This window comes from Pseudovibrio sp. POLY-S9, assembly GCF_001431305.1.
Lineage (GTDB): Bacteria > Pseudomonadota > Alphaproteobacteria > Rhizobiales > Stappiaceae > Pseudovibrio.
This window is the reverse complement of sequence record NZ_LCWX01000094.1, coordinates 16,563-37,762: the sequence shown is the minus strand read 5'-3', so window position 1 is coordinate 37,762 and position 21,200 is coordinate 16,563. Positions and strand designations below refer to the sequence as shown.

Sequence of the window (21,200 nt, the reverse complement as noted above, 5' to 3'; positions counted from 1 at the left end):
CCCCTGCCATAAAACCCGTCAATCCGATTGCCATAGTTGCGGCAATGGTTGCCAGGTGATGCTTCAAGAGCTTCATCACGTCTTGCGCTCCCTGTCCCTCTTAAATGCCGCCGAAACGGCAATCCTCTTCTTGTCCACACATGTGGGGTGCCCACTTTGGCCCGTCCGACCAGTCCTCACACCTGCGTGAATATCTGCGACATAATAACCCAATAAGGGTTTCTACGCGATTCCCCTAAGGTTATAGCGACTATAAGTCGCAGTATCATTTGACTTGAATCAATGAGTTGGACAAAAAACATAAGAAATCCGCAGATGCAATTGGATTTTGAACGATCTCCGCTGTTTTCACCTAGTTACTTTTCCCTATATCGAAAATCGATCATTTCTATCCATGCGTCCAATTTCACTCACTAAATCGTCACTTTATCGGCAAAAAGGAACGTTACCTCGGCGTGAACAATGTGAGTCGGATCCCTCCTTCCTCGTCAGTTAAGTGGACAGCCAAGAATGCCAGTTTGCGCTTTGACGTCAGGAGCGGTATTCCAATATTTTAGGGAAACACCCCACGCTGGCTGGCTGGGGAGACAGACACTGCACAGCCGGTGAACTGGAGGAAGGTTTTTTGAAGCAGTTTTTACGCACGCTGACTCTATCAGTTGCGGTGACAGTGGCGGGTGCCGCCGGATTTTCCGGAGCTGGTCATGCTCAACAAGCGCTTGGCGAACTCAAAGGCGAGTTTGGTGATTGGCAGCAGCGTTGCGCCAAATCCCCAGGTTCTAACGTCGAGCAGTGTGCTCTTATTCAAAGTGTGACAGATTCTGCACGTGATACTGTAGGCCTGACAGCTATTATTCTTAAGACGGCTGACCAGCAAGCGACCGTTTTGCGCATTCTCGCTCCACTTGGCGTTTTGCTACCGATGCAACTTGGTCTGAATGTAGATGGTAAAGATGTTGGCCGGATGCCATTCATCCGCTGTCTGCCTGCCCCAAGCGGTTGCGTTTCTGAAGCGATGCTGGAAAAGGATCTGATCGACAAGCTCACAACTGGTCAGACTGCAACTTTCATTATCTTTGAGACACCAGAAGAAGGTATCGGCATTCCGATCTCACTGGTTGGTCTGAAAGAAGCAATCGCGGCTCTGCCTTAAGTGTAAGTGCTTGCCCTCGAATGTAATCTGAAAGCCGAGATGATGAAAATCGCCTCGGCTTTTGTCTTTTCAGGCGCGAGAAAAGATCCTGCCGAACTAGCTGATCACCCACGATCTGGCCAGATGTCAGCCTCACAGAACCCGAGTGCGGCGAAGTCATCCTTACGGGCCTGCTGTTCCATCTCGTTGCTAAGAAAGAATTCATCGAGCTGAGGTGGTGCAACTGAAGTTCCTCTCAACATGGCGTGCACTTGCCCGCGATGGTGCATCTGATGTTGAAAGAGATGCAAAAGAAGCCTGTCTGCTCGTTCACTCAGAGGCTTGTCATCTCTCAGCACATGTATTTTGGAGAGGTCAGCGAGATCCATTGAGCCTATGTGTGCAATTAATTTCTGATCTGAGTTTCTTTGAGCCTCGAAAAGAAGTGATAGGTGCTCAAAAGGGTACTCAGGATCAAATGCATTAATCCCGAGCGGCGCTCCTTCCAGAGCGCTGATATAGAACCAATCCACTGTGAGGATGTGATTCAGTGTCATCAGGATTGAAGGGAAAAAACTTGTCCGTTTTGCAACTAGCTCGTCTTCAGAGAGCTTCTTGCAACTGGAAAGTAGCCTATAATTCGCCCAAGCGTTGTTTTTGGCCTGCGCTTGAAAATATTGAAGCACTGTTATTTCCGTCACTTATAAATTTGAGATCAGTCTCTGCAGTTTTCAAAGAGACCTCTTAGTTTTCCTAAAATGAGGCACGCAAAGCAAAGGGTTTTTGCACCTTAATTCCGGTGTGCTGTTTTCTATGGGAGCACATTCTGTTTGATTGCGGCAGCGTCAGCCTCTTGATGCAAACAGACCGGACCTTTGCAGGTGATCCGTGCCCATAGCAATGCATGTCTATATTGCGTTTGTTGTCACGACATTGATTATCATGTCGGTGCCTGACGCCAGTAAAATGTTGATCCTTTCCAGATCCGCATCCGGAGGAACTTTTGCTGGTCTCTTTACACTCATTGGCGTTAAAGCAGCAGAAGCCATTCAGGTGGTGCTGGTTTCCTTTGGGCTTTCCTGGCTCATTGTCAGTTATCCCTACGTCTTTGAGACTGTGACCGTTTTGGGGGCGGCTTATCTGATTTATCTCGGCCTTCGAAGGTGGAGAGCTGCTAGCCGTAGGATTGCTGAGCCCACCAGCCAGGGCTCTGACTTTCTGACAGGTTTCATGATCAGCATTGCCAATCCCAAAACTCTCATTTTTCTCGCAGCTCTTTTCCCTCATTTTCTCAATCACGCTCATCCGGTAGATGCCCAGTTTGTTGTTCTGGGTACAACTTTTCTTCTGATTGCGACCTGCCTGGATCTACCGCTTGTGGTGGGCGGCGGACTGGTTGAGCGGTTGTTTCGATCTCCACGTGTTGAAGGCGTGCTGAAGCGGTTCAACAGTGGTGTTTTACTCACTGCCGGAGTTTTCCTTATGGGACTATTGGTTTTCAGATGATGAATATCAGCCTTTATCTCGGATTTATTGTAGCGACATTCATCTTACTGGCTATCCCCGGGCCTAACGTGATGATGATACTGGCTAAATCCACTCGCGAAGGCACTTCAGCGGGCCTGATTGTTATGGCTGGCATGACAATCGCACAAGCTGTCCAGATCATTGCTGTCGTGCTTGGCCTTTCCTGGGTGGTGCGCACCTACCCTGATGCCTTTGAGGTTATTCAGCTTGGAGGAGCGGCCTATTTAATCTACCTGGGCATCTCTAGCTGGTTGCGTGCGGGGCGGCATGACAGGGTAGTGAGCGGAAGCCATAAGCATTTGAAAGTTGGCTTCTTTGTTGGTCTTTCAAACCCAAAATCGCTGCTGTTCATGGCTGCATTTTTCCCGCAGTTTATTGACAAGGCTTATCCAGCAGATCCGCAGCTTACGGTGATGGGCGTGACTTATCTTATGATGGCGATTTTAATTGACGGATTGATCGCCGTTCTTGGCGGGTATTCCCGCAACTGGCTGTCTGCTCCTTCCGCAAGATTCAGGCTCGATAGAGTTTCCGGGGCCGTTCTGGTGTGTGCCGGATTGGTGCTCGCTTTCCTGCATTGACCCTCAAATACTTGGGAGCGATGGCCTTCCCGCCTCCTTTATTGAATAGTAAGCCTTGAAAGTGCACGGATTGTTCGCCACAACAGAGCAAATCCATTATTTCGGAGTTTTACCCATGAGCGATAAACCGATTGATCTTCTCCAGACCTCAGGACTGGACGAGGAGACAGCGCGCCAGATTACTGCGGCAGCGCTGAAAGGCGCTGATGATGGGGAACTTTATCTGGAATACAGCCAGAACGAAGGGCTTGTGTTCGACAATGGACGCCTGAAGTCCTCCACGTTCAGCACTGGTCAGGGATTTGGCCTGCGTGCTGTTGTGGGTGAAGCATCTGGTTATGCCCATTCTGACGACATTTCCGTGGCTGCTTTGAAACGCGCTGCTGATGCGGTTGCTTCAGTCCAGAGCGGTCATTCCGGTACTTATGCAGCACCGCCAGCTCGTACCAATCAAAAGCTCTACACGGATGAAAACCCGATTGGCAGCCCAAGTTTTGCTGAAAAAGTACAGCTGCTGCAGGAAATTGACGCGTATGCCCGTGCGAAAGACCCGCGCGTACAGCAGGTAACTGTTTCGCTGGCAGGCAGCTGGAAGACAGTGGACATCCTGCGAGCTGATGGTCATCGTATTCGTGATGTACGCCCGCTTGTGCGCCTCAATGTTTCGATTGTGGCTGGTGACGGCGACAAGCAGGAGACTGGCTCTTTTGGCTCTGGTGGCCGCGAAGGGTTTGGTGAGTTTGTTGCTGAAACAAGCTGGCAGCATGCCGTGGAAGAAGCTCTACGTCAGGCTCTGGTCAATCTGGAGGCAATTCCAGCTCCTGCTGGTACGTTTGACGTGGTGCTTGGCAACGGCTGGCCGGGCATTTTGCTGCACGAAGCAGTTGGGCATGGCCTTGAAGGTGACTTCAACCGCAAGAAAACATCGGCGTTTGCAGGCTTGATGGGACAGCAGGTTGCCGCAAAAGGTGTGACCATTGTTGATGACGGTACCATCTCCAAACGTCGCGGCTCTCTTTCCGTTGATGATGAGGGTACGCCGACTGGCCGAACCACGCTCATTGAGGATGGTGTTCTTGTTGGATACATGCAGGATCGCCAGAACGCACGCCTGATGGGTGTTGAGCCAACTGGTAATGGCCGCCGTGAATCCTTCTCACACCAGCCTCTGCCACGCATGACCAATACCATCATGGAGAATGGTGATCAGGATCCAAAAGAGATCATCGAAAGCCTGGAAGACGGCATTTATGCTGTTTCCTTTGGTGGTGGTCAGGTTGATATCACCTCTGGCAAGTTTGTGTTCTCCTGTACTGAAGCCTACCGTGTCCAGAACGGAAAGATTGGCGCTCCAGTGAAAGGTGCGATGTTGATCGGAAACGGTCCGGATGCGCTCAAACGGGTGTCCATGATTGGCAACGACATGAAACTGGATCCAGGTATCGGAACTTGCGGCAAAGCCGGTCAAGGCGTGCCAGTGGGTGTTGGACAGCCAACCATGCGCATCAACGAGATGACGATTGGTGGCACTGCGACCTGATTGGTTCAGACAGGTTCTATGAGTTTGAAAGGGGCAGAGATGCCCCTTTTTCTTTGTGGTGACGCTTCTAATCCCGCAAAGGAATTGCAGGCACTTTACCAGCGCGAATGCGATTGGTTCTCCAGTTCATCACGTGACGGATGCCGTTTTCATAAAGCACCCTCATCATTGGCGAGAACGCCTGCATGTGTTCAGTGTAGAAATCATCCGGGCTGTTATAAGTTCCGAAGTCATTGTTAATACCGGTTTTCTGGATGTAGGTGTCCTGCCCCCGCCAATTGACCTGAGGCGCGCTGAGGCAGTTGGTGCCAACGCCGTAGCCACAAAGGGATTGTCTGCTTGGGGCAAACTTCTGCTGAAGAGCAGAGAGAAACGCATCGTCCAGAATAAAGCCCTCCAGATTAATCCAGCGGTCCTCAAGATTGATCTCCACCCAGGAATGCAAAATGTTGTCTGGGGCGATCTGGTAGACCAGTTCGGGCACTACTCCGCGCTGTAGTTCTTTATGGATTGTGAAGCCGTGCAGACGACAGGGAATCCCAACGGCTCTCATCAATGCCATGAGAAGTGTGCCTTTGGTATTGCACTGCCCTATTCCATCAGCCAGCACCTGACTTGCCGGAATATTGTCTGCTTTGTTGTAACCAAACAGGATTTCATTGCGGACGAAATCGTAGACTGCTCCAGCACGATCAAAGGGAGATAGATCCTTCCATTTCCTTTGAACAACGAGCTGCCGGATTGTTGGCGCGCTAAAGTTGAGTAGTGGGGTTTCCTTGAGCAGGATGTTTAAGTGAGTGTTTGGTTTGTCTAGCATTTTGCGCCTCCAATCGAGAATAAGGCGACTGTAAAGGCTCTAGTCACTGTAGGTTCAAGGTCTAAATTGCATCTATTTATGCTACAACCTGAGAGCTCAAACTGGCACTTCGTTAAGGGTGCTGAAGATTTACCTCAGCTTGTCTGTATTGCATTCAAACCGAATTTACGCTGGGTCTGTAGCTTCTTGCAAAAATAATAATGAGCCGCACCCTTTCATGATCACACTCCACCAACTGGATTTTGTGACAGACATCATGCTGTTTCTAAGCATGGCGATTCTGGTGGTGCCGTTTGCCAAGCTGATCCGGGTTGGAACCATCGTCGGCTATTTGATAGCGGGCGTTATTTTAGGACCGTGGGGGATTGGGCAGTATCTTGGCAGTCCCTTTAGCGCTCCTGATGAGCTGCGGCCCATTGGTGAGCTTGGCGTGGTCATGCTGCTGTTTCTGATCGGGCTTGAGCTGAATCCTGGCCGTCTTTGGTCTTTGCGTAAGGAGATTTTTGGCTCAGGGTCAGCTCAAGTAGGGTTTTCCGCGCTTTTAATCGGGCTTGTTATCTATTTTGCGGGACTGACCTGGCAAAAATCTCTCATTATTGGCCTTTCGCTCGCGCTTTCATCAACGGCTCTTTCCTTGCGCATTTTGCAGGACCGCGGTGATCGCACGACGCCGATGGGGCAAACATCTATCGCAATCTTGCTGTTTCAGGACATGATGATTGTTCCCATTCTCGCGCTGATGGCGATTGTGGCGCCTGTTCCTATCGACACGGGCCAACGGCCAGGTTGGGAGACAGCGCTGATTATGGCTTCGACCGTGCTTCTGTTGGTTGCTGTTGGCCGCTATCTGCTCACCCCATTGTTTCGGCTGTTTGCCCGTATTGGTGCTCGCGAGATGATGACAGCCTCTGCATTGCTCACAGTACTTGGCGCAGCAACGCTGATGAAAGCGGTGGGTCTTTCCAGTGCATTGGGCGCGTTTATTGCGGGTGTGATGCTGGCAGAAAGTTCTTTCCGGCATGAGCTTGAGGCTGATCTGGAGCCTTTTCGCGGCTTGTTGCTCGGGTTCTTCTTCATCACGGTCGGCATGTCCATCGACCTGAACTTTGTCTATCAGAACTGGGTGGTGGTGCTTGCCTGCAGTTTTGGTTTAATGGTCGTGAAGTGTCTGAGCATTTTTTCTGTCACCCGCCTGTCCGGCCATACGCCAGAAAACAGTTTGCAGATTGGTGGTTTGCTGGCTCAGGCTGGAGAGTTTGGATTTGTCATCTTCTCAGCATCCGTCGCCGTTGATTTGCTGAACCCGCATCAGAGCAGCCTGCTCTCCGCAATCATCTCTTTCACCATGGCGTTTACTCTGCTGAGCGTTTGGCTCTCGCAATGGTTTGGCGTGAAGCTGAGGCCTGAGCCCGTGAAACCGGATATACCTAACACAGAGGGAGGCCGTACCAATGTGCTGGTGATTGGATTTGGGCGTTTTGGGCAGCTTGCCTCTCAGATGCTGATTGCGCAGGGCTCAACCGTGACTGTTCTGGATACAGACGCACAGCATATCCGGGAGGCCTCTCGGTTTGGCTACCGGATTTACTACGGAGATGGGCGACGACTGAATGTTTTGCGGGCAGCAGGGGCGGAAAATGCCAGTGTGATTGCGGTTTGTACCGAACGGGCCGAAACAACGAGCCAGATTGTGCGCATGACGAAAACACAATTCCCACTCGCCAAAATCTTTGCCCGCGCGCATGATCGTCGTCACGCTATTCAACTTGTGACAGCGGGCGCAGACTATCAACTGCGTGAGACCCTGGAGTCGGCTTTACAGTTCGGGCGGGAAATACTGGAGGAGTTGGGCGAGGATGAAGACCGCACCTATGAAATTCTTGCAGATGTGCGGCGCAGAGATGCTGAACTTTTGGCGTTGCAGCAGGTGGGTGGGCTGTATGCGGGTTACAAGCAATTCAAGCTGCCCGATGTGCCAGTGAAACCTTTGATCAAACCGAAATCAGAATCAACTGCCCTGAACGAACCAGCACGCCGCCTTGCGGAGGCCGAAAAGAAGGCAGAGAAGGAACAATCAGAGAATTCTGAAAAAACTTCACCACACAAGCCATCTTCAGACTAGCTTTATACGGAAAACTACATTTTCTCTTAGATAGAATTAAGGTATTCCCCTCAAAATCGACTGAAATCAGAAATGTCTGTTTTAATAGTTTGAATTCCGCTTTTTAGGATGCCAATGGCAGAAGCTCACGTCCCCCCGTTCTTTATCGAAACCATTGTGGTTCTTTCCGCTGCAGTTATCGCTGTGCCCATCACCAAACGGCTTGGCCTTGGTGCTGTGGTCGGCTTCCTCGCAGCTGGGATGGCGATTGGCCCCTATGGCATCGGCTTCTTCAATGAGCCTGAACGCATACTGGGCTTCGCGGAGCTTGGGGTCGTTCTGCTGTTGTTTGTGATTGGCTTGGAACTGGAGCCTGCCCGATTATGGACCATGCGGCGAGACATATTCGGGCTTGGGACAGCACAGGTTGTAATCTCGGGTTTGATACTGACCTTGGGTGCTATGGTGTTTGGCCTGTCCTGGCAGGTTGCCCTGATCGCCGGGCTTGGTCTTGCTTTGTCATCCACGGCCTTTGCCTTGCAAATGCTGCAGGAGCGCGGACACCTGAGCACCAAGTATGGCCAACGGGCCTTCGGCATCTTGCTGCTGCAGGACATGGCTATTGTGCCTCTGCTTGCCATGGTCAGCATTCTGGCCCCTGCTGAAGCGGATGTGGAAGAAGCTTCCATTGCCATGCAGGTGATCACGGTTGTCGCTGCTGTTGGCTTTGTGATCTTTGCGGGCCGCTTCCTGCTTTCTCCCCTCTTCAAGCTTTTGACGGCTTCTGGCGCTCGTGAGTTGATGATTGCTGCAGCACTGCTGGTTGCTCTGGGCAGTGCAGGTTTGATGAGCCTTGTTGGCCTCTCCATGGCGTTGGGTGCTTTTCTCTCTGGTGTGATGCTGGCAGAGTCCAGCTACCGGCATACGCTGGAAGCGGATATTGAGCCTTTCCGCACCATGCTCATGGGTCTGTTCTTCATGACTGTGGGGATGGCGCTCGAACTTGATCTGATTGTCGCAAACTGGCAGCGTGTCGTTTCAGCGGTCGTGTTGCTGATGCTCACCAAGGGTGTTCTGCTCTGGGGCCTGTCGCGTTTGTTTGGCTCTTCCAACTCTGATGCTCTGCGCGTGGCAGTCACTCTGCCACAAGGCGGGGAGTTTGCCTTTGTGCTGTTTTCAACGGCGACTGCCGCGGCAATCTTGCCAGAGGAATCTGCGAATATCCTCAGCGCTATTGTTATTTTGACGATGCTGCTCACACCACTTGGTGCGGTAGGTCTGGATTTTGTTGCGGAGCGGATGAAGAAGCATGGCGACACGACCAATAAAATCGAGACCTTTGAGGATGCATGCCCGAGCGTATTGATTGTCGGATTTGGGCGGTTTGGTATGATGGTTGCGCAGATGCTGACTTCTGAAGGAATTTCCGTCACAGCTCTCGACAACAAGCCGGATCGGATCAACTATGCTCGCCAATATGGCTACAGGGTTTATTACGGGGATGCGACGCGGCCCGACGTGCTCAAGGCAGCTGGTGGTGAGAATGCGACCTTGATTGCTCTTTGCATTGAAGATGACCGCGTCATGAAGCAGGCAATTTTGCAGATCAGATCCGCGTTCCCCAATGCAGCCCTTTATTGCCGTGCCACGGACCGGGCTCATGCGCTTGATCTCACCCGTCTTGGCGTTGACTATCAGATCCGCGAGACTTTTGAGTCCAGCCTGACCTTTGGTCGGAAAGCACTTGAGTTTCTTGGTTTGCCGTCAGACCGTATTGACGAAGTCGAAGATGATGTTCGCAAACGAGACGATGAACGCCTGACAATGCAGCTTGCCGGTGGTGATCTTGCTGGCTCTGACAAGTTGCACCAGCGCACGCCACGTGATGAAAGCAAATCAGAAAAACCTGACTGATTAAATCAAGTTATCAGAGCACTGCTCTTGACGCTGGTTGATTTGAAGCACATTTATTGCGTGGGCGTGGTGCGCTCTCATTTCAACATTTCGTGATCTGCGGCACTGCTTTCTCGCAGAGACCACATTAATCCGTATGGTTCGATATGGCTGGTGAATACTCAATCGGTGATCTTGCGAAGAAGGCTGGCGTTAAAGTCCAGACTATTCGTTTTTACGAGCAAAAAAAGCTGCTTCCGGAACCTCCGCGCACTGAGGGCGGTCAGCGTCGTTATGGCGAAGACCACCTGAACCGACTTTCTTTCATCCGTCATGGCCGTGATCTCGGTTTCTCTTTGGAAATGATCGAGAGCCTTATGCTGCTTAAGGAACACCCGGAGGATGACTGCGAAGGTGCAGACGAGATTGCACGGGCTCACCTGACTGAGGTGGAAGACAAAATTATTCGTCTCCAAAGCCTACAAACCGAGCTGAAGAAGATGCTGAAACACTGTTCCAGCGGAAAGATACACGATTGCAGGGTCATTGAGGCCCTCTCTTGCGATTGCTATCAGCATCGCCAAAAGTGAGTTTTTATGTCCAGACCAACTTCATCCGGCACACGGGATGCAAAATTCACCTATGGCTCGACCATGCGCCATGTGCTGGTGATGACATCCACCGGCTCAGTCGGATTGATTGCTATTTTCCTCGTTGATTTTGCAAACCTTTTTTACATCGCGCAATTGGGTATTGAAGAACTTGCGGCGGCAATTGGCTATGCCGGAACCATCATGTTTTTCAACTCTGCCATTGGCATTGGACTTTCCATTGCCGCCAGCGCTTCCGTTGCCCGGCGTATCGGGCAAGGTGATGTGAAAGGCGCGCACCGCCTTGTGAGCATGTCGCTTATAATATCAACACTGATATCACTCGCTGTCGTGGCAGGTAGTCTGGCGTTTCTGGATGATCTGGCGATGTTGCTCGGGGCGTCTGGGCGTACGCTCGATTTTACGTTGCTCTTCCTTTACATCGTCGTGCCTTCCATGCCGTTCCTCGTTGGTGCGATGGTACTTTCTGCACTGTTGAGATCCGTGGGCGATGCACGTGGCGCGATGTTTGTGACCTTATCCAGCGGCTTTGTGACAGCCATTTTAGATCCGATCCTCATTTTCGGGTTTGATATGGGCATCACTGGTGCTGCAATCGCTTCTGTTGTTTCTCGCCTGGTGATGGTTGGTGTTGGCCTTTATATCCTGATCATCAAGCACAACATGCTCGGCAAGCCTGAGATTTCGAAGACTGTCAGCGATACGGTCGATCTGTTCAAAGTGGCGACACCAGCCATGTTGACCAACATTGCAACACCAGCAGGCAATGCCTGGATTATTGCGGAAATGGCTCAGTTTGGTGATGGAGCTGTCGCGGGCTTTGCGATTGTTGGCCGGATTATTCCTGTTGCTTTTGGTGCTCTGTTCGCTCTTTCCGGTGCAGTTGGTCCTATTATTGGCCAGAATTTTGGGGCCATGGAATTCGACCGGCTTAGCAAGGTTGTGAAAGATTCTCTTTTACTGATCGTGATATACACGCTGTCAGCCTGGGGTTTGCTGTTTGTGTTGCAGGAGCCATTGGTGCAGTTCTTCAATGCTGAGGGCGACAGTGCTTCGCTGGTCTTCTTCTTCTGCACATTTGCAGCAGCTGGTTTCCTGTTCAATGCTGCTTTGTTTGTCACCAATGCAGTCTTCAACAATCTGGGCTTCCCAATTTACTCCATGCTATTCAACTGGGGCAGAGCAACTCTTGGGACTATCCCGTTCACCATTGCCGGTGCTTACTTCTATCAGGCAAACGGTGTTCTGGCAGGACAAGCCATTGGCGGCGTTGTTTTCGCCTTTCTGGCCCAATATGTTTGCTGGCGAACCATTGAAAAAATCCGCAAGGAAAAACTGGCAACTGCATAAATGCTGCCAAATTTATTTGCATAAGATGCATGTTCTTACCGCTGGCCTTTTTAAGGTTTGAGCGGTAAGAAAGGAAAAACACAACAACTCTGGATGCTGAAATAATGAACCGTTTTGAACAGCCACGCGTTCCAACAGAAGCACGTATCCAATATCTGGATGGTGATTATCAGGTGAAAGCACCCGGTAACTTTGTGAAGTGTGCGATTTCTGGCAAAACGATCATGCTTGAAGAACTCAAGTACTGGAGTGTATCTCGCCAGGAAGCGTACATTGATGCAGATGCTGCCCTTAAAGCCTATGAGAGCAACGGCCTACAAGCCTAAGGCTTTTCGCAGTCCAACACAGGTTTCAGGCGCTCGATGAGGGCGTCTGGATCAGCGATTTTCATCTCCACTTCCAACACACTTGCCACGCTTGCAAGCCGCGCAATAGATTGCTCTTCGCGGCCATCCAAACGCACGTAATCTTTTGTGGTCGTGATTGGCAGCAAGTCCTGCGTTTCAGCTTCACGCAGTATCAGGCGCGCATCGTCTTTCGTGAAGTAATGATGATCCGGGAAGGACATGGTCTCAACGACCTCAGCTCCAACCTCCCGCAAGCTGGCATATAGCTTTTCAGGACGACCAATTCCTGCAAATGCAAGCACGCGCTCCCCGTCTAAGGCATCTGCGGACACAGGGCGGATTGCAGCGTGCATTAAATCGATCCCAGCCTGGCGTGCCGCCTGTTGCTGAGCGATACTCGCATCGCCCTCACCTACAACCATCAGCAGGCCAACCCGTTGCAGCTGTTTCTTGAACGGCATTCTCAATGGACCAGCCGGAATACATCTGGCATTGCCAATACCGGTCTTCGCATCCAGAAGAACGATGGAGAAGTCCTTATGCAAAGACGGGTTCTGGAATCCATCATCCATAATGATGACAGAAATATCCTGCTCTTCCAGAAGCTTGGCACCAGCTGTGCGATCAGCAGAGATCACAGTTGGGCCGCGGCGTGCCAATAACATCGCTTCATCGCCGACTTCTGCGGCGGCATATTTTGACGGCTCTACGAGCAGCGGTCCTTTAATCGAACCTCCGTAGCCACGCAGAAGAAAACCGGGTTTGTGGCCAGCCTCTTTCAACAGAGCATTCAACGCCAGCGCAAATGGTGTTTTACCGGTACCGCCTGCTGTAAAGTTGCCAATGCAAATGACAGGTTGACGGGCTTTGTATCTGGGATTGTACCTGAAACGACGTGTCGCCATGTAGCCGTAGAGCGCACCCAAAGGGCTCAAGAGTTTGGCTTGCCAGTTTCCGTTTTTCGTCCACCAAAAGTCAGGAGCGTTCATCGTCTACTCCTTCCCTGCTGCTCTGGCTGCTTTACAGGCAGATATTGCTGCAGCTCAAGCTGGGTCGCTGCCAGAGCACCCCGTCCAGATTCGACCAACGCTTTTGCTGTGTCAGCACGCGTTTGAACTTCCGCAGGGTTGTGAAGCAGGTTTTCGATCTGATCGGCCAACTCACTGGTGTTGTGTACCAGAAGAACGCCTTCTTCCTTTGAGAAGTGGCGATAGATCCATGCGAAATTTTGAGTATGCACACCAGATAGGATGGCGCAGCCTACTTGAGCCGGTTCAAGGAGGTTATGCCCACCGATTGGCCTCAGGGAACCGCCCATAAACACAATCGGCGCAACACGATAGAACAAGCCAAGCTCGCCGAGCGTGTCAGCTATATAGATATCGGTCGCATTGGTAGTGGCTTCGCCCCGAGAGCGCTGAGTGCACACAAGGCCCATCTGCTCCAGCTCTTCGCGGATTTCCTGTGCCCGGACCGGATGCCTTGGAACGATAATCGTCAGCAAGCGATCAAACTTGTGCTTGAGCTCTTGATGAGCCTTGGCAACTTCAACTTCTTCTTCTGGGTGCGTACTGGCTGCAAGCCATCGTGGGCGACCTTCGAGCTGATCTTTGAAGTCAGCGAGTTCTACCGGATCGCACTCAGGAACATTGCCGTCAAACTTGATATTGCCCGTAGGTCTGACGCGGATTGCTCCCAGTTGCTTGAACCGGGCCGCATCATCATCTGACTGGGCGAGCACGCAATCGACGGTTCCAAAGACTGAATGGGCAAAGGAGGGAACACGGTTCCAATTTGAGAAGGAGCCTTCTGACATGCGTCCATTGACGATGATCAGTGGGATTTGCCGCTTTTCCAACTCATGGAATGTTGCCGGCCAGATTTCTGATTCAACTGTGATTGCCAGACAAGGTGACCAGTGGTTCAGAAATCTCTTGATGTTGCCGCGCGTATCATAAGGAACAAACTGATGGATCACGCCTTCAGGCGCTGAGGCTTCAACCACCTGCGCAGATGTCAGTGTCGCTGTTGTCAGCAAAACTTTGGAACCACCGTCGACGACCTGCTTTGCAAGCGGCAGGACGGCGTTGGCCTCCCCTACACTTGCTGCGTGGATCCAGATCAGGTTTCCAGATGGCCGCTCTTTCGAGGCGACACCAAACCGTTCCCCTTTGCGGTTCTGATCTTCTTTGCCCTGGCGGGCGCGCAATTTATACAAGCCAACAAGGAGCGGCGCGGCCAGACGGCCAAGACCTTGATAGACTCTGAAGATCACTGAACTCATGGGACCCAGTTCTGCCAGTGTTTATTATTTGCCTGATTTGGCGATTGCGTAAGCTTTGTCAGTTATTTCGTTCATGCTGTTTTCCAGACGCTGACGAATTTCCTCGACCTGTTCATCGCTTGCATCAGCTGGCACCGGAATAGGTTTACCAAAGCATAACCCAATATGGCTGAACGGCAAATTGATGGATGCCTTATCCCAAGTATCAAGGTCATAATGGCGGCTGGTTGCCATTGCTACGGGCAGGATTGGCCGACCGGAGTGCTTAGCCAGTTGCACTATGCCTTTGCCAGCCTTACGTGCAGGGCCTTTGGGCACGTCTGCCGTCATGGAGACTGTGGCGCCTGCTTTGAGCACGCGCACAGCTTCAATAAAGCCGCGCATGCCTCCACGTTTCTTGATTTGGCTGGAGCGCTGCGCACCAGCGGCCCGGATTGTACCGAGCCCCAGTTTTGATGCGCAAACCGCTTGCATCTCGCCGTCAGCACTGCGAGAAATCATAACCCTGATATCCCAGTGCTTTGGACAAGCAAAGGGCAACATGAAATGCTGACCGTGCCACATGGACGCGATGAATGGTGCACCCTCCTCATGTTCCTCATAAACCTCAGGAGGATCAATGGTGAGTTTACTGCTCTTGTAAACAAAGAGCAGATAATACGCCATGGCAGTGCCCGCAAGCTTCATGACAAGCGGGTGTTTGCCTAGTTTTTTCAACATTTCACAAGCCCATTTGAGTTCGGGCAGAATTCCCGGGAGGCGCAGTACTTACTTGGTTTCTGCGCCCGGATCAAGCAGACGGTGCATGTGTACAATAAAGTAACGCATCAATGCGTTATCAACAGTACCTTGCGCCTTTGCTTTCCACGCGACGTGTGCCTCAGCGTAGTTCGGGTAGATGCCTACAATGTCCAGATCCTTAAGATCCTTAAAGCGAACATTGCTGATATCTTCTAATTCACCACCAAACACGAGGTGAAGTAGCTGTTGGTTTTCTTCTTGAGCACTCATAGTGTTCGCTCACCTTCTTCACAGAGAGTCCGACCGGAAACCGATAAGGATTAATCCTCTACGGATATTCCCTGAAGCCTTTTAAACAATTTGGCAGAAGATGCCACTAGTCCGGGGTGATTTGTTCTAGTTTTATTGTAGTAGAGGGTCGATCCAGACAAGTCTACTAACTGGCCGCCAGCCTCACTGATGATTAAATCCGCTGCGGCAAGGTCCCAATCGCGGGCTCTTGCACGCGCCAGACCTGCATCCAATTTCCCACAGGCAACCAGTGCAAAACGGTAGGCAAGTGAACCCAGATAAGGACTGAACCGAATCTGCTCACTCTTTACGCCTTCTTTTTCAAGGAAGCTGACTGGCCCTGCGATGTAGGCGCCGGTGACGGGCGGACGGTCTGAAACCGCAATCTTTTGCTGATTGAGATAGCTGCCTCCTCCCTCTACGGAGGTGTAAAGCTCATCACGCACCGGGCAAAAAATTACGCCAGCTGTGGGGCGACCCTTTTTGACCACTGCCAGCGACAGGCACCACTCATCACGTCCATTCAAAAACGCACGAGTTCCATCAATCGGGTCGATGATAAACACTGTCTCATAGTCTTTACGGACCAGATCGTCTTCGGTTTCTTCCGAGAGCCAGCCATAGTCGGGGCGTGCTTCGCGCAATTTAGATACCAGAAACTGATCAACTTCGATGTCAGCGACAGATACAGGCGAGTCGCCTTCTTTGGTCCAGTTTTTTGGTGAGTTCCCAAAATAAGAAAGGGCGATCTTGCCGCCCTCCAGAGCTGCTGAAACCAACAGCTCTAAATCTTCCTGCACGCTATATTTGTTAGCTTCCAGCAATCGTCAGTCCTTCGATAACCACTGTTGGCGTGGCTACTGCATATCGTTCGTCCAGATCAGATGCCGGTGTCAGGTTCAGGAACATGTCCTTGAGGTTGCCTGCGATGGTGATTTCGCTCACTGGATAGGCGATTTCGCCATTTTCGACCCAGTAGCCAGAGGCTCCTCGGGAGTAGTCACCTGTTACACCGTTTGCACCGTGACCAATCAAATCCGTTACCAGCAAACCTTCGCCGATATCTCTTAAGATTTCTTCCGGTGTTTTCTCACCCGCCTGAAGCGTCAGATTGGTTGCGCTTGGAGAGGTGGAGGACCCGGAACGGCGTGCACGGCCATTTGAGGTCAGGCCAAGCTCACGCGCTGCATATCCGTCAAGGAACCAATGGCCCAGAATACCATCTTCAATCATGTTGAGGTATTCAGCACCGGTGCCTTCCGCATCAAACGGAGCTGTGCCACCGCCGCGCGCCTTAAACGGGTCATCGGAGATGGTGATGCCTTTCCCGAAGACCTGCTGGCCCATTTTATCTTTTAAGAAGCTGGTTCCACGGGCGATTGAGGCTCCGTTGATCGCGCCTGCAAAGTGACCAAGCAGGGAGCGCGCTGTGCGTGGTTCATAAACCACTGGCGCCTTGCGAGTTTCCAGCTGACGTGGATTGAGGCGGCGCACGGTGCGCTCTGCTGCAATCCGGCCAACTTCTTCCGCAGACATCAGATCATCCCAATAGGTACGGGAATCGAATTCGTAATCACGCTCCATGCCGGTGCCTTCACCAGCAATGGCAGTCATGGAGAAGCCTGAACGAGAGCGTTGATAGGCACCAACGAAGCCATGGCTTGTGACAAGTACGATGCCAGAGAGCCCCCAGCTTGCGCCAGCACCGCCTGATTTGGAAACACCTTCAACAGCAAGAGCCGCAGCTTCTGCGTCGAGGGCAGTTCTGGTCAGCTCCTCGGCATTCACCTCACGTGGATCTATAAGGTCCAGTTGCGGGATGTCTTTCAGGAGACGCTCAGGTTCAGCAAGCCCAGCGTATGGATCTTCCGGCGTGACTTTCGCCATTTCAACGGCACGGGCAGCAAGCTCAGCAGGATCGTCACTCGCATTGGATGAAATGCTGGCAACCTGCTTGCCGACAAATACGCGGAGTGTGACGTCGTTGCCTTCTGCGCGGTCGGTGTTTTCAACCTTGCCTTCGCGCACGGAAACAGACAATGACATGCCCGTAACTGCGATTGCGTCTGCTGCATCGGCGCCGGCTGCTTTTGCAGCTTCCACCAAGCTCACTGCCTGCTCTTCAAGCTTTGAATTGGCAATTGCGTCAGACATTCGCATGGACCTCCTATTTTCTTGCTCTTCGTGTTTAGGGCGTGCCTGTCTCAAGAGCAAGCACACCTGCCAATAATCGCGGGGCTGTACGCAGAAATTGCAGCGGCTTGCTGGGCATGACTTTGCACATAGGTGAGCCCACTTAAAGATAGTTAGAATTTTAGCAAATTCGGAAGAGGTTCGCTAAGCCTCTTTAAAATCAGAGTTTTTTAACCATTCGAGTTAAGGACTTACGCAGATTCTACCCTGTAATTTTCCTCTAGTTTGAAAAGAAGATGAATTGAAACCTCCACACCTGTGGAGGGAGGGGCAGTTCCGTGATCAACTACAAATCGCAGTTTTTGGGCCTTGCGAGCAACGACAACCACATTAATCGTGTGAGTGTATCGCTGCCGTTTCGCATGCAAGCGGACCTTCCTGATGATCTTCTTGAAACACCGGGCGTTAACAGATCCGATATTCGCATTGATCCGGACAAGGTGCTTATTCGCCGTGAGATGGGTGGGCTTCCGCTTACCTTAACGGTTCCGCTTGGGTCTTACTCTGGTGTTGGAGCGAGAGCGACAGTCAGCGAGATCAGCGATGAGCTGGAGTATCAGGTCATTTTGCTGCATCGCGATCATGCTTTGAGCATTCCGCTTTATACCAGCACAGATATGGAGCTGACAGCGGATTATTGGGAAGCCTGGTCAGATGTTTTGGCACTGCCGCTTCTCATGATCGACAGCGATGGCACCTCCAAACTGGCACGTCTTGGGCTTAACACATGCTCCAAAGGTGAGGCACTGCCACGCAGAAAGCTTCGAGCGTTGACTGGACGACGTCCGCGTTTTCTTGTTGGCCGCGAAACAGGCAAGCCAACACGGCTGCAGAAGATATTTGCCAGCTCCCGCCGTTTCACATCTTTACGGCGCTGAAACTCTTAAAGGTAATAGGCCGCGAGGCCGTCCAGCACCAATCCGATAAACAGGATCAAGCCGAAGGTTGAGTTGGACTTGAAGAGCTGAAGGCACTGGTCGCCATCATCAATGTCCAACACGCGGATCTGGTTCAGCAAGTGAAATGCACCGAGCGCCAATCCGGCAAATGCAAGCGGGCCACTGCCTGCTGCAATGAAGGCTCCTGCAAACAGAACAACTGTTGCGCCATAAAGAATGACCAGAGCCTGACGGGTTTTTTCGCCAAACAATCGCGCTGTTGAGCGCACGCCGACCAAAGCGTCGTCCTCTTTATCCTGATGGGCGTAGATGGTGTCGTAGCCGATTGTCCAGAGGATACCCCCGCAATACAGCAGTACCGGTGCCAGTGACAGACTGCCAAAGACTGCGGCCCATCCCATCAATGCCCCCCAGGAGAACGCCAGACCAAGCACGAACTGTGGCCAGTCGGTGATGCGTTTCATGAATGGGTAGGCAGCAACAATTGCCAGAGAGGATATGCCCAGGACGATGGTGAAGGTGTTGAACTGCAGCAGTACGATCAAACCGGCGAGCGCTTGCAGTGCCATAAAGATTTTGGCTTGTTTGCTGGAGACCTGACCTGAGGGGATTGGACGCGAACGTGTACGCTCGACCTTATCGTCAATATCCTTGTCTACAATATCGTTGTAGGTGCAACCTGCGCCGCGCATTGCCACTGCGCCGATAAACATCAGCACAGCGTACCAGATGTTTGGGATGGCAGATCCTGCTGCATTCGATGCAAGGGCCAGAGACCACAAACACGGCCACATAAGCAGATACCAGCCGATTGGCCGCTCCCACCTGGCAAGACGAGCAAAGGGGCGAAGGCCTGGCGGCAAGCGCGTATCAACCCAATGACGCTTTACTGCATCTGCAACTGGACCAGTGTCTTTGGTATTGAACATTGCCACCTCACCGTATTCTTAGAGTCTGTCTGCATTCTCTTGCATTTTTGCAGCCAGATCCAATTTGGCTCTAAAAGCTGAGAGGAAATTCCTCTTCGTAGTGAATTGTCTTTTCCAACAGATCAACACTTTGCGTCAAGAAGCCAAATTCCTCGAAGAACTGTTTTCTGGTCTTTCGCTCTGGTCTCTTCAGCGAAACTTCCATCTTAACGACCGACTTTTGTGCCAGATCATCCTCCAGTGCCTGCAGTACAGGCGGTAACAGCCGCTCAATCCCTTCCATTGGAGCGAGCGCCACCTGCTCTATGAACCCGACTTTGCCACCGGCCCGGATACTGTACCGGTAGCTTACAAGCACAAACCCGAGGCTTTTTCCAGTGCTCCTGACCAACCATGCCTGCCCTGCACTTGGGTCAACCAGCAACCTGCGGGCAGTTTCTTCCAGTGAACGAACCGGCTCTGAAAGGGTGTCTTGCTCTCCCCATTTTGCCAGCAGCTCGAAGAATTCATTCATAAACAGTGGTGTAACCAGCAACAGTTCGACTGATGGACGGGGCATTTTGGTCTCTCCAGAGCTGTTGTTCGTTTACTGTGAGCCATACTCATGCTACAGGCTGCATCACATCCTAGACGCACAACTGGGGAACCTGTTCCCTTCTTATTTTCAGGGTCTACTTCAATGAATATTCTGCTGATCGGTTCTGGCGGGCGTGAACATGCGCTGGCATGGTCTCTGGCGAAATCTCCGGTGCTAAACGAGCTGTTTGTTGCCCCGGGCAATGCAGGCATCGAACAATTTGCCAAGTGTATTGCACTGGACCCGACTGATCATCGCAGTGTTATCGAGTTCTGCCGCCTCCACGACATCAATTTTGTTGTAATCGGCCCGGAAGCTCCACTGGTTGATGGCCTGTCTGACAGTCTTACCCATGCTGGCCTTCGTGTATTTGGTCCATCTTCTGCTGCTGCGCAGCTGGAAGGGTCCAAAGGCTTCACCAAGGACATGTGCTCCCGCGCAAATGTGCCAACCGCTGCGTATGGCCGGTTTGACAATGCCGAGGCTGCCAAGTCCTACATTCGAGAGCAAGGCGCTCCGATCGTGGTGAAGGCAGATGGCCTTGCTGCAGGTAAGGGCGTCATCATGGCCATGAACGAGCAGGAAGCACTCGATGCAGTCGATAGCTGCTTTGACGGTGCCTTCGGTGCTGCTGGCGCAGAAGTGGTTGTTGAAGAATTCCTTGAAGGCGAAGAAGCCAGCTTCTTTGTTCTTTCAGACGGTAAGAATGCTCTCCCGCTGGCGACAGCACAGGATCACAAACGGGCGTTCGATGGTGATGAAGGCCCGAACACTGGTGGCATGGGTGCTTACTCCCCTGCCCCTGTGATGACCGAGGAGATGATGGACCGGGTGATGAGAGAGATCATCCACCCAACCATTGCAGACATGAAAGCGCAGGGTTGCCCGTTCAAAGGCGTGCTTTATGCGGGTTTGATGATCACCAAGGACGGTCCGAAGCTGATTGAGTATAACGTGCGCTTTGGCGATCCGGAATGTCAGGTTCTGATGATGCGCCTGAAGACTGATCTGTTGCCGATTCTGCTTGGCTGCGCTGAAGGGACATTGGATCTGGTGGATGCGGAATGGCATACAGATCCAGCGATCACTGTTGTGATGGCGACCAATGGCTATCCGGGTTCCTATGAGAAGTTGAGTGAGATCAAAGGTCTGGTAGAAGCTGCAGCTGATCCAGACGTAGAGATCTTCCACGCAGGCACCGTGGTTGCTGATGAGAAACTGCTGTCCAATGGCGGGCGGGTTCTAAACATCACAGCGCGGGCGGCGACTGTTTCTCAAGCGCGTGAAAAAGCATATGCGGCTGTTGAAAAGATCGACTGGCCGGGCGGGTTCTACCGCAAAGATATTGGCTGGCGTGCTGTTGAGCGTGAACAGCAGGACTGATCCG

The 21,200-nt window shown here is 51.9% G+C and carries 21 protein-coding genes; 11 read left to right on the top strand and 10 right to left on the bottom strand.

Annotated features, from left to right (window positions below):
- Positions 1 to 625: 625 nt before the first annotated feature.
- Positions 626 to 1,153: an invasion associated locus B family protein gene (locus tag PPL9_RS08365; RefSeq protein ID WP_057462274.1), complete on the top strand. Its 528-nt coding sequence runs from the start codon at positions 626 to 628 to the stop codon at positions 1,151 to 1,153.
- Between the two features lie 104 nt (positions 1,154 to 1,257).
- Here the strand turns inward: PPL9_RS08365 and PPL9_RS08360 are convergent, their stop codons facing one another.
- Complete coding sequence (locus PPL9_RS08360; RefSeq protein ID WP_348271969.1) at positions 1,258 to 1,818, bottom strand: DinB family protein; 561 nt, start codon at positions 1,816 to 1,818, stop codon at positions 1,258 to 1,260.
- A gap of 202 nt (positions 1,819 to 2,020) precedes the next feature.
- On the opposite strand from PPL9_RS08360, the gene PPL9_RS08355 reads away from it, so the two are divergent.
- The 3 genes from PPL9_RS08355 (at position 2,021) to tldD (ending at position 4,780) form a co-directional block, all read left to right on the top strand.
- A complete protein-coding gene (locus tag PPL9_RS08355) occupies positions 2,021 to 2,638 on the top strand; it encodes a LysE family translocator (RefSeq protein ID WP_208980500.1) in 618 nt (205 codons plus the stop codon).
- Positions 2,635 to 3,240 carry a LysE family translocator gene (locus tag PPL9_RS08350; protein WP_208989244.1) on the top strand — a complete coding sequence of 202 codons (606 nt, stop codon included), beginning with the start codon at positions 2,635 to 2,637 and terminating at the stop codon, positions 3,238 to 3,240. Before PPL9_RS08355 ends, PPL9_RS08350 begins: the two co-directional genes overlap by 4 nt.
- 115 nt (positions 3,241 to 3,355) lie before the next feature.
- Positions 3,356 to 4,780, top strand: a complete 1,425-nt coding sequence (gene tldD, locus PPL9_RS08345; protein WP_057462272.1) for a metalloprotease TldD — start codon at positions 3,356 to 3,358, stop codon at positions 4,778 to 4,780.
- A 67-nt stretch (positions 4,781 to 4,847) separates the two neighbouring features.
- Here tldD and PPL9_RS08340 read toward each other — a convergent pair whose 3' ends face one another.
- On the bottom strand, positions 4,848 to 5,597 hold the full coding sequence (locus tag PPL9_RS08340) for a transglutaminase family protein (protein ID WP_057462271.1): 750 nt from the start codon (positions 5,595 to 5,597) through the stop codon (positions 4,848 to 4,850).
- 217 nt (positions 5,598 to 5,814) lie between these two features.
- Between PPL9_RS08340 and PPL9_RS08335 the strand changes: the two genes are divergently transcribed.
- The 5 genes from PPL9_RS08335 (at position 5,815) to PPL9_RS08315 (ending at position 11,878) form a co-directional block, all read left to right on the top strand.
- Entirely contained in the window at positions 5,815 to 7,719 is a 1,905-nt protein-coding gene (locus PPL9_RS08335) for a monovalent cation:proton antiporter-2 (CPA2) family protein (protein WP_057462285.1), read from the top strand.
- 114 nt (positions 7,720 to 7,833) lie between these two features.
- Positions 7,834 to 9,612: a monovalent cation:proton antiporter-2 (CPA2) family protein gene (locus PPL9_RS08330; RefSeq protein WP_057462270.1), complete on the top strand. Its 1,779-nt coding sequence runs from the start codon at positions 7,834 to 7,836 to the stop codon at positions 9,610 to 9,612.
- A gap of 146 nt (positions 9,613 to 9,758) precedes the next feature.
- Positions 9,759 to 10,181 carry a helix-turn-helix domain-containing protein gene (locus PPL9_RS08325; protein ID WP_057462269.1) on the top strand — a complete coding sequence of 141 codons (423 nt, stop codon included), beginning with the start codon at positions 9,759 to 9,761 and terminating at the stop codon, positions 10,179 to 10,181.
- Between the two features lie 6 nt (positions 10,182 to 10,187).
- Positions 10,188 to 11,552: an MATE family efflux transporter gene (locus PPL9_RS08320; protein WP_057462268.1), complete on the top strand. Its 1,365-nt coding sequence runs from the start codon at positions 10,188 to 10,190 to the stop codon at positions 11,550 to 11,552.
- 104 nt (positions 11,553 to 11,656) lie between these two features.
- A complete protein-coding gene (locus PPL9_RS08315) occupies positions 11,657 to 11,878 on the top strand; it encodes a DUF2093 domain-containing protein (RefSeq protein ID WP_152986638.1) in 222 nt (73 codons plus the stop codon).
- Here PPL9_RS08315 and lpxK read toward each other — a convergent pair.
- The 6 genes from lpxK to PPL9_RS08285 are packed head-to-tail and all read right to left on the bottom strand — an operon-like array spanning position 11,875 to position 17,369.
- Positions 11,875 to 12,888, bottom strand: a complete 1,014-nt coding sequence (lpxK, locus tag PPL9_RS08310) for a tetraacyldisaccharide 4'-kinase (protein WP_057462266.1) — start codon at positions 12,886 to 12,888, stop codon at positions 11,875 to 11,877. The two genes, PPL9_RS08315 and lpxK, sit on opposite strands and share 4 nt — an antisense overlap.
- Complete coding sequence (locus tag PPL9_RS08305; protein WP_057462265.1) at positions 12,885 to 14,183, bottom strand: 3-deoxy-D-manno-octulosonic acid transferase; 1,299 nt, start codon at positions 14,181 to 14,183, stop codon at positions 12,885 to 12,887. Before PPL9_RS08305 ends, lpxK begins: the two co-directional genes overlap by 4 nt.
- A 24-nt stretch (positions 14,184 to 14,207) precedes the next feature.
- Positions 14,208 to 14,903 carry a lysophospholipid acyltransferase family protein gene (locus tag PPL9_RS08300; protein WP_057462264.1) on the bottom strand — a complete coding sequence of 232 codons (696 nt, stop codon included), beginning with the start codon at positions 14,901 to 14,903 and terminating at the stop codon, positions 14,208 to 14,210.
- Positions 14,904 to 14,951: 48 nt separating this feature from the next.
- A complete protein-coding gene (locus PPL9_RS08295; RefSeq protein ID WP_057462263.1) occupies positions 14,952 to 15,194 on the bottom strand; it encodes a DUF4170 domain-containing protein in 243 nt (80 codons plus the stop codon).
- 50 nt (positions 15,195 to 15,244) lie between these two features.
- Entirely contained in the window at positions 15,245 to 16,039 is a 795-nt protein-coding gene (locus tag PPL9_RS08290; protein WP_057462262.1) for a 3'(2'),5'-bisphosphate nucleotidase CysQ, read from the bottom strand.
- A complete protein-coding gene (locus PPL9_RS08285; protein ID WP_057462261.1) occupies positions 16,026 to 17,369 on the bottom strand; it encodes a TldD/PmbA family protein in 1,344 nt (447 codons plus the stop codon). The genes PPL9_RS08290 and PPL9_RS08285 overlap by 14 nt, the downstream gene beginning before the upstream one ends.
- 317 nt (positions 17,370 to 17,686) lie before the next feature.
- On the opposite strand from PPL9_RS08285, the gene PPL9_RS08280 reads away from it, so the two are divergent.
- A complete protein-coding gene (locus tag PPL9_RS08280; RefSeq protein WP_057462260.1) occupies positions 17,687 to 18,286 on the top strand; it encodes a DUF6101 family protein in 600 nt (199 codons plus the stop codon).
- A 5-nt stretch (positions 18,287 to 18,291) separates the two neighbouring features.
- Here the strand turns inward: PPL9_RS08280 and ubiA are convergent, their stop codons facing one another.
- Positions 18,292 to 19,236, bottom strand: coding sequence for a 4-hydroxybenzoate octaprenyltransferase (gene ubiA, locus PPL9_RS08275; RefSeq protein WP_057462259.1), 945 nt, complete (start codon positions 19,234 to 19,236; stop codon positions 18,292 to 18,294).
- A 70-nt stretch (positions 19,237 to 19,306) separates the two neighbouring features.
- The gene (locus PPL9_RS08270) at positions 19,307 to 19,795 is read right to left on the bottom strand and encodes a hypothetical protein (protein WP_057462258.1); all 489 of its coding nucleotides are present in this window, start codon (positions 19,793 to 19,795) and stop codon (positions 19,307 to 19,309) included.
- Between the two features lie 120 nt (positions 19,796 to 19,915).
- On the opposite strand from PPL9_RS08270, the gene purD reads away from it, so the two are divergent.
- The gene (gene purD, locus PPL9_RS08265) at positions 19,916 to 21,196 is read left to right on the top strand and encodes a phosphoribosylamine--glycine ligase (protein WP_057462257.1); all 1,281 of its coding nucleotides are present in this window, start codon (positions 19,916 to 19,918) and stop codon (positions 21,194 to 21,196) included.
- The last annotated feature ends 4 nt before the right edge of the window (positions 21,197 to 21,200 follow it).

Bases quoted from the DNA above. Each gene is read 5' to 3' on its own strand.
- PPL9_RS08350 (WP_208989244.1), top strand. From the start codon at position 2,635: ATGATGAATATCAGCCTTTATCTCGGATTTATTGTAGCGACATTCATC.
- tldD (WP_057462272.1), top strand. From the start codon at position 3,356: ATGAGCGATAAACCGATTGATCTTCTCCAGACCTCAGGACTGGACGAG.
- PPL9_RS08340 (WP_057462271.1), bottom strand. From the start codon at position 5,597: ATGCTAGACAAACCAAACACTCACTTAAACATCCTGCTCAAGGAAACC.
- PPL9_RS08335 (WP_057462285.1), top strand. From the start codon at position 5,815: ATGATCACACTCCACCAACTGGATTTTGTGACAGACATCATGCTGTTT.
- PPL9_RS08330 (WP_057462270.1), top strand. From the start codon at position 7,834: ATGGCAGAAGCTCACGTCCCCCCGTTCTTTATCGAAACCATTGTGGTT.
- PPL9_RS08325 (WP_057462269.1), top strand. From the start codon at position 9,759: ATGGCTGGTGAATACTCAATCGGTGATCTTGCGAAGAAGGCTGGCGTT.
- PPL9_RS08320 (WP_057462268.1), top strand. From the start codon at position 10,188: ATGTCCAGACCAACTTCATCCGGCACACGGGATGCAAAATTCACCTAT.
- PPL9_RS08315 (WP_152986638.1), top strand. From the start codon at position 11,657: ATGAACCGTTTTGAACAGCCACGCGTTCCAACAGAAGCACGTATCCAA.
- lpxK (WP_057462266.1), bottom strand. From the start codon at position 12,888: ATGAACGCTCCTGACTTTTGGTGGACGAAAAACGGAAACTGGCAAGCC.
- PPL9_RS08305 (WP_057462265.1), bottom strand. From the start codon at position 14,183: ATGAGTTCAGTGATCTTCAGAGTCTATCAAGGTCTTGGCCGTCTGGCC.
- PPL9_RS08300 (WP_057462264.1), bottom strand. From the start codon at position 14,903: ATGTTGAAAAAACTAGGCAAACACCCGCTTGTCATGAAGCTTGCGGGC.
- PPL9_RS08295 (WP_057462263.1), bottom strand. From the start codon at position 15,194: ATGAGTGCTCAAGAAGAAAACCAACAGCTACTTCACCTCGTGTTTGGT.
- PPL9_RS08285 (WP_057462261.1), bottom strand. From the start codon at position 17,369: ATGTCTGACGCAATTGCCAATTCAAAGCTTGAAGAGCAGGCAGTGAGC.
- ubiA (WP_057462259.1), bottom strand. From the start codon at position 19,236: ATGTTCAATACCAAAGACACTGGTCCAGTTGCAGATGCAGTAAAGCGT.
- PPL9_RS08270 (WP_057462258.1), bottom strand. From the start codon at position 19,795: ATGCCCCGTCCATCAGTCGAACTGTTGCTGGTTACACCACTGTTTATG.
- purD (WP_057462257.1), top strand. From the start codon at position 19,916: ATGAATATTCTGCTGATCGGTTCTGGCGGGCGTGAACATGCGCTGGCA.